Here is a 13845-nt window from a genome sequence, read left to right as displayed (position 1 = left end):
ATGAAAGCTAATCAAGGAGGAAAGAATAATGAAGGATACTACAATTACACAAAACATTTTGTATATTGGAGCAGATGATAAAGATATTGATTTATTTGAAAGCCAATATCAGGTTCCAAATGGAGTTTCTTATAACTCTTATCTTATTATGGATGAAAAAATCGCGGTTATGGATACGGTAGATGCAAGAAGAACAGAGGAATGGCTTACTAATCTGGAAAAAGCATTAGCAGGAAAAACACCGGATTATTTAGTGGTTTCCCATATGGAACCGGACCATGCTTCTAATATTCAAAAGTTAGTAGAGAAATATCCGGATATGAAAGTAGTTGGAAATGCAAAAACATTTCCAATGATTAATCAGTTCTTTGATGTAGATTTATCCCAGCGTTCTGTTGTTGTAAAAGAAGGCGATACCTTAAGTCTTGGACAGCATGAATTGCAGTTCTTCATGGCACCAATGGTACATTGGCCGGAAGTTATGGTTACTTATGAAAAGAGCGAGAAAATTTTATTCTCAGCAGATGGATTCGGAAAATTCGGTGCACTTGATACAGAAGAAGACTGGGCATGTGAAGCAAGACGTTATTATTTCAATATTGTTGGAAAATACGGTGTACAGGTACAAGCCCTCTTGAAAAAGGCTGCAACATTAGATATAGCGATGATTTGCCCGTTACATGGACCGATTTTAAAGGAAAATTTAGGATATTATATTGGAAAATATAATACCTGGAGCAGTTATGAACCAGAAGACGATGGTGTATTGGTAGCATATGCTTCGATTCATGGAAATACCAAAAAGGCAGCAGAAAAGATGAAGGAAATATTAGAAGCGAAAGGAGCTGCCAAGGTTGCAATTACAGACTTGTCAAGAGATGATATGGCAGAGGCAGTAGAAGATGCATTCCGTTATGATAAGGTGGTGCTTGCAGCAGCAACCTATGACGGCGGAGTATTCCCGTGTATGGAAGATTTTCTTCATCATTTAAAGAGCAAGAATTATCAAAAACGTAAGATTGCCCTGATTGAAAATGGTTCTTGGGGGCCAATGGCAGCAAAGACCATGAAGGGAATTTTAGAAGGAATGAAGGAAATTACAATTTGCGAGAAAACAGTTACCATTAAGTCCACCATGAAACCGGAAAATGTAACACAAATGGAAGAACTTGCAGAGGAATTACTGACAAAGTAGGAAAAAGAAATGAATTTATTTGATATTGTGGGACCTGTAATGGTAGGTCCTTCCAGTTCCCATACAGCAGGTGCTGTGCGGATTGGATATATTGCACATTTATTATTGAATGAAAAAGTACACAAGGCAGAGATTTACCTCCATGGCTCTTTTCTGGCAACAGGAAAGGGGCATGGAACAGATCGTGCCATTATTGCCGGACTATTGGGAATGCATCCGGAGGATGAACGAATTCCAAATAGTTTTCAGGTGGCAAAGGAATGCGGGATGGAGTTTACCGTTGCGGGAATTGAACTTCGGGATGCCCATCCTAATTCTGTCTTATTAAAACTTACCGGAGAACACGGAAGAGAATTGGAGGTTCAGGCAGCGTCTCTTGGTGGAGGTAGAATTAAGATATGCAAATTAGATGGATTAGAGGCGAATTTCTGTGGAGATTATCCTACATTGATTGTGCATAATCAAGACCAGCCGGGACATGTAGCAGAGGTTACTTCCATGTTGGCACATAAGTCTGTGAATATTGCTACCATGCAGTTGTATCGAGACAGAAGAGGCGGCAATGCAGTTATGATTATCGAATGTGATAAAGAATTGCCAAAAGAATCTATTGAATGGTTAGAAAAATTAGAAGGAATTCGAAAGGTCACATATTTGAGTTTGGTGGAAAATTATGAGTTTTAAATCTTTAAAAGAAATCGTGGATTGTGCCAATAAAGAAAAGAAGCCTTTTTGGCGAGTTATTTTAGAAGAGGATATGTCAGAACGTATGGTATCCGAAGAAGAATCTTTTGGAACGATGCAGGGAATGTACGATACTATGCGAATGGCGGATGCCTCGTATGATGAAAAATTGAAATCTGCCAGTGGTCTGGTAGGTGGCGATGGGAAGAAAATGAAAGAGGCAGTAGAGGCAGGAAAAACCATGGCGGGAGATTTCATCGGAGATGTTATGGTAAAAGCATTGAAAATGGGAGAATCCAATGCCTGTATGAAACGAATTGTTGCAGCACCCACAGCAGGCTCTTGTGGTGTTATGCCGGCAGTATTTTTAACCTATCAGGAAAAGTATAAAGTGCCAGATGAAAAAATGATTGAGGCAATGTTTGTGGCTGCGGGTATCGGTGAAGTAATCGCAGAGCGGGCTTTTATTGCAGGCGCAACGGGAGGCTGTCAGGCAGAGATAGGAAGTGCCAGTGCAATGGCAGCAGGTGGATTGGCTTATCTACAGGGGGGTGCCGAAGAAGAAATTGTACATGCGGCAGCAATGTCCTTGAAGAATCTGTTAGGATTGGTATGTGATCCGGTAGCGGGATTGGTAGAGGTTCCCTGTGTAAAGCGAAATGTGATAGGAGCAGTCAATGCGATTACCAGTGCGGATATGGCAATGGCTGGAATTGTCAGTCGCATTCCGCCGGATGAAGTAATTGACGCTATGCGCGCAGTAGGTATGGCATTGCCCGGAACGTTAAAAGAAACAGGAGAAGGCGGTTTGGCCGCAACACTCGCCGGAGAAGAAATCGCAAGAAGAATGTCAAAATAAAAGAAAAAAGTATATGAGGCCGAATCTTGAAAGAGATTTGGTCTTTTTCTATGAAAAAAAATTCTATGAAAAAAATTTATTATTTTGAAGACATTTATGGATAACTCTCGTTATAATAAATGAACAGATAGTAAAAAAGAAAGGAGGCGGATAAAAATTAATCAAGAAGAATATTTTGATTATCTGTTAGAGACGTATCAGAAATTAGTGTATTCTATATGTTTTAAATTTACAGGTAATCAGTTTGATGCAGAAGATTTGACTCAGGATACATTTTTATCCGTCTATAAAAATTTAGCTACATTTCAAAGGGATTATGAAAAGGCGTGGATTTGTAAGATTGCCACAAACAAAGGATTAGACTTTTGCAAGGCAGCAGGAAGAAGAAGTGAACCTACGGAAGATACTTATTTTGCAGAAGTAAAAGACAACAGAGATGGACCGGAAGCGGCATACTTACAGGAAGAATCCAAAGAATATGTATTTACTATCTGTCAAAGCCTGAAAAGTCCATATAAAGAAGTAGCGACAGAACATTTTTACCGGGAAAAATCAGCAAAGGAAATAGCAGAAGAAACGGGAAAAGGAATAAAAACAGTACAAACCCAAATATATCGAGCGAAAGCGATGATTAAGAAGTTGATAGAAGGGAGGGCAACCAGAAGATGACAGAAGTAAACAAAGAACATATTACAAAAGAAATGTTTGAAAACTGGCAACAGGGAACGTTGAATAGTCAGGAAGAAGAAGCTTTTTTGTTACATACAGGAAAGTGCACCTATTGTGCAGAACAATTTGGAAACTGGATGGAACAGGACTTAATGGAACCACCTGCTTATTTAAAAGAAGAAATTATAAAGAGAACCAGACAGGTAGATGTACAGACGGTAGTCAAAGTAAAGCGGACGACAAAGAGAATGCAATTAATGATATATAGTCTGAAGGTAGGTCTTGCGGTTGTGGCTTCCATATTTTTATTAACTATAACAACAAACTTTCAAAGTATGAAGTCGGTAGCACCACAAGAACAACCAAAACAGACAGAAAGTGTTCAGAGAAAGGAAAGTATTACAGATAGATTAAATCAAGGTAGTAGTTTTGTTAATGATGCACTAAATAGTATAACAAGCGGCTTCTTTCAGATAGAGCGAGAAACGCCGGAAGAACAGAAATAGGAGGAATTGAGATGACAGGAAAGAAAAATGGATTTTTAGCATTTTGTTTTTCATTGATACCGGGAGTGGGAGAAATGTATATGGGATTTATGAAACAGGGATTAAGCATTATGGGAGCATTTTGGGGATTAATATTTGTAGCTTCCTATCTGCAAATCGATCAGGTGCTATTCGTATTACCGATATTATGGTGTTATAGTTTGTTCCATGTACACAACTTAAGAAGTTTGCCGGATGAGGAGTTTTATGCAGTAGAAGATGACTATCTGTTTCATATAGAGCAGGTATTTCAAAAAGAAAAGTGGGAAAAAAAGCAGAAAAATGTTGTTGCAGGGGTTTTGATTTTTGTAGGAGCAGCAGTATTGTGGAGACAGTTTTCTGATTATTTATATGATTTTCTACCGGAAGGAATTTGTCTGGAGGTTATCGAACAGGTTCCACAGATTGTAGTAGCAGTAATCTTGATTATAATAGGAATTATGATGATTCGTGGAAAAAAGGCAGCATTAGATAAAGATGAGGAAAAGGAGGAAAACTTATGAGAACCAGAAGAGTAGGAAGTATTACTTGTGGGAGTTTGTTAATCGTATTTGGAATGTTGTTTTTCGTGCATATGATTTTTCCATCCTTAAGTCTGGTAATCATTATGAAGCTATGGCCTGTAATTCTAATTGCATTGGGAATAGAAATGCTTGTGGCAAATATACGGCAATCTACCTGGGAGAAAGAGATTATCAAGTATGACAAAGGAGCCATTATTATTACATTTTTGCTGATATGCTTTTCTATGGGAATGGGAATTCTCCAAATGGGAATGGAATATTATGTGCAGCACGGGTATGTGTATCTTTCTTAAAATGAAATTAGTCGTGAGCGACACCGCTCGGGCGCGCAAGAGTCCGCTTGCCGGACTCTTTTGTGCTGCAATAGGAAATAAATTGTGCGTATTTCACAAAAAAACAATGAGTAAACTGTAAAAAAGAAACAAAGTCACAAAAGAAATACAAAATACTATTGATTTTTTCTGAAATAGGCACTATACTTATACTATCAAATGAAAACGTTACCGGAAACGCTTTCGGAATCGTTTTCAGAATATGATTCATATCATTATATTAGGAGGATGTATACTATGAAAAGAAAATTAGTATCACTTATGTTAGTGGCTGCTATGGCTGTATCAATGCTTGCAGGATGCGGTAATAGCAATGGGAAAACTAGTAATTCAGGTGGGAAAAAAGATGCAAGCAGCGAAGGAACCGTATACTTTTTGAATTTCAAGCCGGAACAGGCAGATCAGTGGAAGGAACTTGCTGAAAAGTACACAGACGAAACAGGAGTACCTGTAACTGTTGAAACAGCAGCTTCCGGAACTTATGAATCTACTTTGAAGTCTGAAATGGCAAAAGACGAAGCTCCTACATTATTCCAGGTAAATGGACCGGTTGGATTGGCTTCATGGAAAGATTACTGCTATGACTTAAAAGATAGCGATCTTTACAGCCAGTTAAAGAGTGATGATTTCGCATTAAAATCAGATGATGGACAGGTATTGGGAATTGCATACGTTATCGAAACATACGGAATCATTTACAACAAAGCGTTAGTAGCTGATTATTGTGCATTAGACGGAGCTAAAATTTCAGATGCTTCTGAAATTAATAGCTTTGATAAGTTAAAAGAAGTAGCTGATGATATGCAGGCTCGTAAGGATGAGTTAGGAATCAACGGAGCATTTACTTCCGCTGGTATGGATTCTTCCTCAGACTGGAGATTCAAAACTCATTTAGCAAACCTTCCAATCTACTATGAATACAAAGCAGATGGAATCGAATCTACCGATGCTATCAAAGGAACTTACCTTGATAACTACAAGAATATTTGGGATTTATATATCACAGATTCTACAATTGAACCAACAATGCTTTCTAGTGCAACCGGTGAAGATGCAGCAGCAGAATTTGCAATGGGTGAAGCTGTATTTTACCAGAATGGTACATGGGCATACAACGATATCAAAGACAACGAAGTAGCTGATGATGATATGGGAATGCTTCCAATTTACATTGGAGTTGACGGTGAAGAGAATCAGGGACTTTGTACCGGATCTGAAAACTACTGGTGTGTAAACAAGAAAGCTTCGGAAGAAGATATTAAAGCTACATTAGATTTCATTAACTGGGTAATGACAAGTGATGAAGGATGTGAATTTGTAAGAGACGAATTACAGTTCGTAACACCTTTCAAATCTATGGATGATTACTTACCAGAGAACCCATTAGTAAAAGCTGCAAATGAATATGTAGATGATGGAAAAGAATCTGTTGCATGGTGCTTTACAACAATGCCATCTGAAGAGTGGAAGAATGGTGTAGGAAGTGCATTACTTGAATATGCACAGGGCACAGGCAATTGGGATGCAGTTAAAACCGCATTTGTTGACGGATGGGCTTCCGAATATGCAGCAGCAAACAAATAAGACGCAAATAGTTTAGCAGAATTTAAGTGAATAGGGCAGGTAATGCCTGCCCTATTTTTAATAGAAAGGAAGAAAGGTATGCAAAAATCAATAAAAAAATACTTTCCTATTTTTGCACTGCCAACTTTAGTAGCATTTACAATTGGATTTTTAGTTCCTTTTATTATGGGTATTTATTTATCGTTTTGTAAGTTTACAACGGTTACCGATGCGAAATTTGTAGGTATTAGTAATTATTTAAAAATATTTACGGATAAAACATTTATACATGCATTGTGGTACACTGCTTTATTTACAATTGTTTCAGTAGTGTTAATCAATGTATTGGCATTTGCTATTGCGATGCTTTTAACAAAGGGAATTAGTGGTACTAATGTTTTTAGAACTGTATTTTTCATGCCAAACTTAATTGGTGGTATTGTATTGGGATATACATGGCAGTTGTTATTAAATGGTATTTTAGCACATTTCCAAAAGACTTTGACTTATAGTTCTACATATGGTTTCTGGGGATTGGTTATCTTAATGTGCTGGCAACAGATTGGATATATGATGATTATCTATATTGCAGGTATTCAGAATATTCCGGGAGAATTAATAGAAGCTGCTAAAATTGACGGTGCAACTTCTGGACAGATTTTGAAAAATGTAACAATTCCGATGGTTATGCCATCTATTACAATTTGTACATTTTTGACCTTGACCAATGGATTCAAGTTGTTTGACCAGAACTTGGCATTGACCAACGGTGAACCATCCAATATGTCAGAGTTGTTAGCTTTGAATATCTTTAATACATTCTACGGCAGAACCGGATGGGAAGGCGTAGGACAGGCGAAAGCAGTTATATTCTTTATTCTGGTAGCAATAATAGCAGTTATTCAGATGAGACTTACCAGAGATAAGGAGGTGCAGCAGTAATGGGTGTAAGAAAGGCTAAACATGGTTGGATATTGACTATATTATTCGTGTTGATTTCAATCGCATGGGTATTTCCGATTGTATTGGTAGCAATCAATTCATTTAAGAAAAAGGTTTATATTAGCCGACAACCATTTTCTATCCCGGTGGATAAAATGTTTGTCAAGTTTGAAAATTATGTTAGAGGTATTGAGAGAATACATTTCTTTGATGCATTTAAGAATTCCTTGTTTATTACAGTATTCTCAGTAGCAGCAATTATCTTATGTACATCAATGTGTGCATGGTATATTTCAAGGGTAAATTCTAAATTTTCAAAAGGGATGTATTGCCTATGCTTGTTTTCAATGATTGTACCATTTCAGATGGTAATGTTTACGTTATCAAAATTAGCAAATATGTTGCATTTATATAGCCCAGTAGGTATTATACCAGTGTACCTAGGTTTTGGAGCAGGCCTTGCGGTATTTATGTTCTGTGGATTTGTAAAGGGCATACCGCTTGAAATAGAAGAAGCAGCCATGATTGATGGATGTAATCCATTACAAACATTTTTTAAAGTAGTACTTCCAATTTTAAAACCAACCTGCATTACAGTTACAATTTTGCAGACAATGTGGATTTGGAACGACTATTTGTTACCATATCTGGTATTAGATATTAAGAGATGGAAGACAATTCCAATTGCAATTCAGTACTTAAAAGGTGGATATGGTTCCGTAGATATGGGTGCTATGATGGCGATGCTGGTATTAGCAATTATACCAATTATCGTATTCTATATGGCTTGCCAGAAATATATTATTGAAGGGGTTGTTGCAGGGGCTGTAAAGGGATAAATTCACGAAAAGGCAGGAAATGATATGATAACGATTAAAGACATAGCAAAGGAATCCGGATATTCGGTAAGTACCGTATCTAGGGTGCTAAATAATCGAAGGGATGTAAGCCCTGAGGCAAAAAAAAGAATAGAGGAGATTGTTGCGGAACATCATTTCGTGCCAAATAATAATGCAAAGCATTTAAAGCAAAATAGTAGTAAGACCATAGCGGTTTTGGTAAAGGGAACTTCGAATATGTTGTTTGCCAGCATTGTAGAAGAAATACAGAAAAAAATAGAAAAAACAAGATATACAGCAAGTATCACCTACATAGATGAGGATGATAATGAAGTAGAGCAAGCGGTTATTGTATGCAGGGAACGCAAACCAATGGGAATGTTATTCCTTGGAGGTAATCCAAAGTCATTTGAAGAATCTTTCCAGGAAGTAAATGTTCCTTGTGTACTGGTAACCAACCAGGGGAATGCTCTGAAATTTGATAATTTATCAAGTGTTGCAACAGATGACCCGGCGGCAGCAGAATGTGCCATCGATTATCTGATTGAACAAGGACATACCAAAATCGGAATCTTAGGAGGAGATTTTAGTTTGTCCCATACAAGTAAACAGCGTTATGCCGGCTGTGTGAAAAGTTTTACCAAACATAAGGTAGCTTTTGACGAAAGTGTATATTATGAAAAGGCTCGATTCTCTTATGACAGTGCATATGGTGCAATGCAACGTCTGTATAAAAGAGCAAGTGATATTACTGCAATATTTGCAATGAGTGATGTCACTGCAATTGGAGCAATTCGAGCTTTGATTGATATGAGGGTAAGGGTTCCGGAAGATGTTTCCGTCATGGGATTTGATGGAATTGCTTTGGCAAAATATTATAACCCAAAACTTACCACCATACAGCAGCAGTACAGTACCCTGGCATCCAGAAGTGTAGAAATACTGTTAAATTATATTGAGTTAAGCACTAGTCCGGTGCATGAGATTGTACCATTTACTCTCATTGAAGGCGAAAGTGTGAAAAAAATAATAGGAGGAACGCAGCATGCGTAGTAGTGGAATTTTAATGCATATTTCTTCTTTACCATCCCCGTATGGTATTGGAACCATGGGAAAGGAGGCAAGAGAGTTTGTTGACTTTCTCGTAAAATCAGCGCAAACATACTGGCAGGTGTTACCAATTTGTCCAACAAGTTACGGAGATTCACCTTACCAGTCTTTTTCCAGTTTTGCAGGAAACCCATATTTTATCGATTTAGATACTTTATGTGAAGAAGGTTTATTAGAAAAAAAAGAATGTGAAGCTTATCCTTGGGGAGATAATGCCAAGGAAGTAGATTATGGAACCTTATATGAGAGCCGTTATCCTTTATTGCACAAGGCATATGAAAGATTTAAAAAGGCAGTTCCGGAAGCATACAATCAGTTCTGTAAAGAACAGGAAGATTGGTTAGAAGATTATGCATTGTTTATGGCATTGAAAGATGCACATAATGGCGTAGCTTGGAGCCAGTGGGAAGAAGAATTAAAACTTCGTAAACCGGAAGCTATGAATAAGGCAGCAACAGATCTGGCAGAAGAGGTAGCGTTCTGGAAAATGCTTCAGTACTTATTCTATCAGCAGTGGAATGCATTAAAGACATATGCAAATGATAACGGAATCAAGATTATTGGTGATGTTCCAATTTATGTAGCAATGGATAGTGCCGATGTATGGGCAAATCCAACACAGTTCTATTTAGATGAAAAATTAGATCCAATTGATGTAGCAGGTTGTCCGCCAGATGCATTCTCAGAAGATGGACAGCTTTGGGGAAATCCATTGTTCCGTTGGGATGTTATGAAAAAAGATGACTTTACCTGGTGGACAAAACGAATGGAAAAAATGACAAAGCTTTTTGACGTAGTAAGAATTGATCATTTCCGTGGATTTGACTCTTATTATGCAATTCCATTTGGCGATAAGACTGCACGAAATGGGGAATGGAGAGAAGGTCCGGGAATTGAACTTTTCCGTACCATGGAGAAAAAGCTTGGTAAGATGAATGTCATTGCAGAAGACTTAGGTTTCTTAACAGATTCTGTAAGACAGATGTTAAAAGATTCCGGATATCCGGGAATGAAATTAATACAGTTTGCTTTTGATACCAGAGAAGATGGAGATTATCTGCCTCATAACTATACCCAGAATTGTATCGTATATGCAGGAACACATGATAATGATACCATTATCGGCTGGATGGATACTGCATCAAAAGAGTGTGTAGAATATGCAAAAGAATATTTGAAGCTTGATCGTGCAGAAGGATATCACTGGGGCGTAATGCGTGGTGTATGGGCCAGTGTAGGCGATATGGCAGTAGTTACTATGCAGGATATTCTGGGAATCGGTAGCGAAGGAAGAATGAATATTCCTTCTACATTAGGATGTAACTGGAAGTGGCGTATGAAAGAAGATGCCATAGATGATAAACTTGCAGAAAAAGTTTGCAATTATGTAGAAGTATATGGACGAGCTCCAAAGAAAGCGGTAGAAGCAAAATAAGTATAGAAAAACAGACATATCATAAGAAAAAGGTATTGTAAAAAAATCTCCTGCATATACTGGTAACAGTAGAACAGGAGGTTTTTTTATGGAAAATATCAGTGCCGGTACATATAATATTTATAAAGATATCAGCGCAAGGACAAATGGAGATATTTATATTGGTGTGGTAGGGCCAGTGCGGACAGGAAAGTCTACGTTTATCAAACGTTTTATGGACGTGATGGTATTACCTGAAATGGAAGATGAAAATGACAGAGAGCGGGCAACGGATGAATTGCCACAGTCTGCACAGGGAAAAACTATTATGACGACTGAACCGAAATTCGTACCAAAAGAGGCAGCTAAAATACGATTGGCAGAGGATTTGGAAGTAAAGGTAAGGCTGATTGACTGTGTAGGATTTATGGTAGAAGGGGCAACCGGACATCAGGAAGATGGAAACGAGCGCATGGTAAAAACCCCATGGTTTGACTATGAGATTCCTTTTACACAGGCGGCAGAAATCGGAACACAAAAGGTAATTCGAGAACATTCTAATATTGGAATTGTACTTACCACAGATGGGAGCATTACAGAACTTCCAAGGGAAAGTTATATTCCCGCAGAGGAAAAGACAGTAGCGCAATTAAAAAAGTTAGGAAAACCATTTATTGTGTTGCTAAATACGCAAAAGCCATACAGTGCAGAAAGTCAGAAGTTGTCCGAAGAATTGGCGCAGAAATATAGTGTATCTGTGTTACCGGTGAATTGTGAGCAACTTAGAAAAGATGATATTTATCGAATTTTGGAAAGTATTCTTTATGAATTTCCAATTGAACGTGTGGAATTTTATCTGCCGAAATGGGTAGAAATGCTGGAAAACACCCATAAGATTAAGGAAAATATAATTGAAAATGCAAAGAATATTTTAAATCAGTTTACCTATGCCAGAGATGCCAGAAATGTTACACTTGCACCAGAGGGAGAATATATTAAGAAAATAAAGCTGGATAAAATGGAATTATCCAAAGGAAGGGTACAGATTATTTTTGATATTGATGAAAAATACTATTATGAAAATATGAGTGAATTAACCGGTGTGCCGATTCAGGGAGAGTATCAGTTGATTTCCATGATAAAAGAGTTATCCGGAATGAAACGAGAGTATGATAAGGTGGCAAGTGCCATGGAAGCAGTGAAACAAAAAGGATACGGAGTGGTAACGCCACAGCTTTCTGATATCGAAATCGAAGAACCGGTTCTTATTAAACATGGAAATAAATTTGGTGTAAAAATCAAAGCACAATCTCCGTCTATTCACATGATTAAAGCCAATGTGGAAACGGAAATTGCACCGATTATCGGAAATGAAGAACAGGCACAGGATTTAATCGGATATATCAAGACCTCAAGGGATCAGGAAGATGGTTTGTGGCAGACCAATATTTTCGGCAAATCTATCGGAGAATTGGTGGAGGATGGAATACGAAGCAAGATAACCATGATGGATGATGAAAGTCAGTTAAAGCTTCAAGATACCATGCAAAAGATTGTAAACGACAGCAATGGTGGTCTGGTATGCATTATTATATAATAAGCATAGTGGTTAGGAAATGGAGTAACATTTCCTAACCTTTTTATGTACAAGGCAGAAAAAATTTAGTATAATATAACATATATGGGCAAAAGAAAGGAAACATATGAAGGTAACCTATATTCATCACAGTGCATTTTATGTAGAATGGAATAAAAAAGTATTGGTATTTGACTATTACGATGGAAAAAGTTCCGGAGACTGTATCTATTATGGAGAAATGCCGGAGTTCCCGGAAGATACCGAAATGTATGTGTTTTCCAGCCATGGGCACAGAGACCATTTTGACATGGAAGTGTTAAAGTGGAGTTGCCGCTATGCAAACATTCATTATATTTTTGCAAAAGAAATCAAAAAGAAATTGGGAAATTCTGCATTGCAGCGGCTTCTTCCAAATAGTGACATAGCAAAGCTAAAGGAAAACATACATTACATGAAGCCACAGGAAACCTTAGTGCTTGGCGACATCAAGGTAGAAACATTAGAGTCTACAGACAGTGGAGTGGCATTTGTGGTAACGTATGGAGAGCAGACAATTTATCATGCAGGAGACTTAAACTGGTGGCACTGGGAGGGTGAGACCGAAGAAGATAATCAATATCAGGAACACACCTATAAAGAACAGGTGAATTGTTTGAAGGACAAGCATATTCAAGTGGCATTTGTGGTATTAGATCCAAGGCAAAGCAAAGATATGACGCTTGGAATGGATTATTTTTTAGAACAGGTGAAGGCGGATTATGTGATTCCTATGCATATGTGGAAGCAATATGAGTGTATTCGTCAGTATAAGGATACCTTGCCGGAAGAAAAGGCAGCTCATGTGATAGAGATTTCCCATGAAAATCAGGAATGTTTGCAGATATAGAATAAGTTAGAAAAGGACTAAAAGAATGGAAGTAAAGATATATACCGATGGTGCAGCAAGAGGTAATCCGGAAGGACCGGGAGGTTACGGAGCTGTACTCACTTATATGGATGCCAGCGGAAAAATCTATAAAAAAGAAATTTCCGCAGGATATAAAAAGACAACGAATAACCGAATGGAGTTATTAGCAGCAATCCGAAGTTTGCAGCAACTTAATCGGGCATGCAAAGTGGACTTGTATTCTGATTCCAAATATTTAGTAGATGCATTTAATCAGAAATGGATTTATGGCTGGATGAAAAAGGGGTGGAAAAAGTCAGATGGAAAGCCTGTAAAAAATATTGATTTATGGAAAGAATTATTACAGGCAATGCAACCGCATGAAGTAGTTTTTCATTGGGTAAAGGGACATGACGGACATGTCATGAATGAGCGTTGTGACTATTTAGCAACAACGGCGGCAGATGGGGATAATCTGTTGGAAGATACTATTTCCGACACTTGAAAATGAACAAACCATATGATATGATTAAACTTTGATAGGAGGTGCAGAATATGACATTTTGGGCTAGTTTTTTACAGTATGCAATTATTTTTGTTCTTCTCGTTGCAGTCGCGGGACTGGGAATCTTTTTGGGAAAGAAGTTGCGTGACAGAAGCGATGCTAAAAAGGGCTTAAGCGAGAAGTAAAATAAAGAGAATAG

Annotated in this window: 16 protein-coding genes; all 16 read left to right on the top strand. The window is 37.8% G+C overall.

The window, feature by feature from the left end:
- The first annotated feature begins 28 nt into the window (after positions 1–28).
- The 16 genes from KQI83_RS05765 to KQI83_RS05690 all read left to right on the top strand — a co-directional run bounded on the left by KQI83_RS05765 (position 29) and on the right by KQI83_RS05690 (position 13831).
- On the top strand, positions 29–1195 hold the full coding sequence (locus tag KQI83_RS05765) for an FprA family A-type flavoprotein (protein WP_216555369.1): 1167 nt from the start codon (positions 29–31) through the stop codon (positions 1193–1195).
- 9 nt (positions 1196–1204) lie between these two features.
- Positions 1205–1879: an L-serine ammonia-lyase, iron-sulfur-dependent subunit beta gene (sdaAB, locus tag KQI83_RS05760; RefSeq protein ID WP_216555367.1), complete on the top strand. Its 675-nt coding sequence runs from the start codon at positions 1205–1207 to the stop codon at positions 1877–1879.
- Positions 1869–2738 (top strand): L-serine ammonia-lyase, iron-sulfur-dependent, subunit alpha, encoded by an 870-nt coding sequence (gene sdaAA, locus KQI83_RS05755; RefSeq protein WP_216555365.1) that lies wholly within the window; start codon positions 1869–1871, stop codon positions 2736–2738. Before sdaAB ends, sdaAA begins: the two co-directional genes overlap by 11 nt.
- A gap of 207 nt (positions 2739–2945) precedes the next feature.
- Positions 2946–3407 (top strand): RNA polymerase sigma factor, encoded by a 462-nt coding sequence (locus KQI83_RS05750; protein WP_442969777.1) that lies wholly within the window; start codon positions 2946–2948, stop codon positions 3405–3407.
- On the top strand, positions 3404–3913 hold the full coding sequence (locus KQI83_RS05745) for a hypothetical protein (protein ID WP_216555363.1): 510 nt from the start codon (positions 3404–3406) through the stop codon (positions 3911–3913). Before KQI83_RS05750 ends, KQI83_RS05745 begins: the two co-directional genes overlap by 4 nt.
- An 11-nt stretch (positions 3914–3924) precedes the next feature.
- A complete protein-coding gene (locus KQI83_RS05740) occupies positions 3925–4455 on the top strand; it encodes a hypothetical protein (protein ID WP_216555361.1) in 531 nt (176 codons plus the stop codon).
- The gene (locus KQI83_RS05735; RefSeq protein ID WP_216555358.1) at positions 4452–4769 is read left to right on the top strand and encodes a hypothetical protein; all 318 of its coding nucleotides are present in this window, start codon (positions 4452–4454) and stop codon (positions 4767–4769) included. The genes KQI83_RS05740 and KQI83_RS05735 overlap by 4 nt, the downstream gene beginning before the upstream one ends.
- Before the next feature lie 276 nt (positions 4770–5045).
- On the top strand, positions 5046–6392 hold the full coding sequence (locus KQI83_RS05730) for an ABC transporter substrate-binding protein (protein WP_216555357.1): 1347 nt from the start codon (positions 5046–5048) through the stop codon (positions 6390–6392).
- A 78-nt stretch (positions 6393–6470) separates the two neighbouring features.
- Entirely contained in the window at positions 6471–7313 is an 843-nt protein-coding gene (locus tag KQI83_RS05725) for a carbohydrate ABC transporter permease (protein ID WP_216555356.1), read from the top strand.
- Positions 7313–8152, top strand: a complete 840-nt coding sequence (locus tag KQI83_RS05720; protein WP_216555355.1) for a carbohydrate ABC transporter permease — start codon at positions 7313–7315, stop codon at positions 8150–8152. The genes KQI83_RS05725 and KQI83_RS05720 overlap by 1 nt, the downstream gene beginning before the upstream one ends.
- 24 nt (positions 8153–8176) lie before the next feature.
- Entirely contained in the window at positions 8177–9205 is a 1029-nt protein-coding gene (locus KQI83_RS05715; protein WP_216555354.1) for a LacI family DNA-binding transcriptional regulator, read from the top strand.
- Positions 9198–10697: a 4-alpha-glucanotransferase gene (gene malQ, locus KQI83_RS05710; protein ID WP_216555353.1), complete on the top strand. Its 1500-nt coding sequence runs from the start codon at positions 9198–9200 to the stop codon at positions 10695–10697. The genes KQI83_RS05715 and malQ overlap by 8 nt, the downstream gene beginning before the upstream one ends.
- An 88-nt stretch (positions 10698–10785) precedes the next feature.
- Entirely contained in the window at positions 10786–12273 is a 1488-nt protein-coding gene (gene spoIVA / locus KQI83_RS05705) for a stage IV sporulation protein A (RefSeq protein ID WP_216555352.1), read from the top strand.
- A 106-nt stretch (positions 12274–12379) separates the two neighbouring features.
- Entirely contained in the window at positions 12380–13141 is a 762-nt protein-coding gene (locus KQI83_RS05700) for an MBL fold metallo-hydrolase (RefSeq protein WP_216555350.1), read from the top strand.
- A 25-nt stretch (positions 13142–13166) separates the two neighbouring features.
- Positions 13167–13646 (top strand): ribonuclease HI, encoded by a 480-nt coding sequence (gene rnhA / locus KQI83_RS05695; RefSeq protein WP_216555348.1) that lies wholly within the window; start codon positions 13167–13169, stop codon positions 13644–13646.
- Positions 13647–13696: 50 nt separating this feature from the next.
- Complete coding sequence (locus tag KQI83_RS05690; protein ID WP_216555347.1) at positions 13697–13831, top strand: vanadium nitrogenase; 135 nt, start codon at positions 13697–13699, stop codon at positions 13829–13831.
- Positions 13832–13845 lie beyond the last annotated feature (14 nt).

It is taken from the genome of Roseburia sp. MSJ-14 (assembly GCF_018918225.1).
In the GTDB taxonomy this organism is placed as follows: domain Bacteria; phylum Bacillota; class Clostridia; order Lachnospirales; family Lachnospiraceae; genus Petralouisia.
This window is presented reverse-complemented; position numbering and strand designations above follow the sequence as displayed.

Bases quoted from the DNA above. Each gene is read 5' to 3' on its own strand.
- sdaAA (WP_216555365.1), top strand. From the start codon at position 1,869: ATGAGTTTTAAATCTTTAAAAGAAATCGTGGATTGTGCCAATAAAGAA.
- KQI83_RS05730 (WP_216555357.1), top strand. From the start codon at position 5,046: ATGAAAAGAAAATTAGTATCACTTATGTTAGTGGCTGCTATGGCTGTA.
- KQI83_RS05725 (WP_216555356.1), top strand. From the start codon at position 6,471: ATGCAAAAATCAATAAAAAAATACTTTCCTATTTTTGCACTGCCAACT.
- KQI83_RS05745 (WP_216555363.1), top strand. From the start codon at position 3,404: ATGACAGAAGTAAACAAAGAACATATTACAAAAGAAATGTTTGAAAAC.
- rnhA (WP_216555348.1), top strand. From the start codon at position 13,167: ATGGAAGTAAAGATATATACCGATGGTGCAGCAAGAGGTAATCCGGAA.
- KQI83_RS05715 (WP_216555354.1), top strand. From the start codon at position 8,177: ATGATAACGATTAAAGACATAGCAAAGGAATCCGGATATTCGGTAAGT.
- KQI83_RS05690 (WP_216555347.1), top strand. From the start codon at position 13,697: ATGACATTTTGGGCTAGTTTTTTACAGTATGCAATTATTTTTGTTCTT.
- spoIVA (WP_216555352.1), top strand. From the start codon at position 10,786: ATGGAAAATATCAGTGCCGGTACATATAATATTTATAAAGATATCAGC.
- sdaAB (WP_216555367.1), top strand. From the start codon at position 1,205: ATGAATTTATTTGATATTGTGGGACCTGTAATGGTAGGTCCTTCCAGT.
- KQI83_RS05740 (WP_216555361.1), top strand. From the start codon at position 3,925: ATGACAGGAAAGAAAAATGGATTTTTAGCATTTTGTTTTTCATTGATA.
- KQI83_RS05735 (WP_216555358.1), top strand. From the start codon at position 4,452: ATGAGAACCAGAAGAGTAGGAAGTATTACTTGTGGGAGTTTGTTAATC.
- KQI83_RS05765 (WP_216555369.1), top strand. From the start codon at position 29: ATGAAGGATACTACAATTACACAAAACATTTTGTATATTGGAGCAGAT.
- malQ (WP_216555353.1), top strand. From the start codon at position 9,198: ATGCGTAGTAGTGGAATTTTAATGCATATTTCTTCTTTACCATCCCCG.
- KQI83_RS05700 (WP_216555350.1), top strand. From the start codon at position 12,380: ATGAAGGTAACCTATATTCATCACAGTGCATTTTATGTAGAATGGAAT.
- KQI83_RS05720 (WP_216555355.1), top strand. From the start codon at position 7,313: ATGGGTGTAAGAAAGGCTAAACATGGTTGGATATTGACTATATTATTC.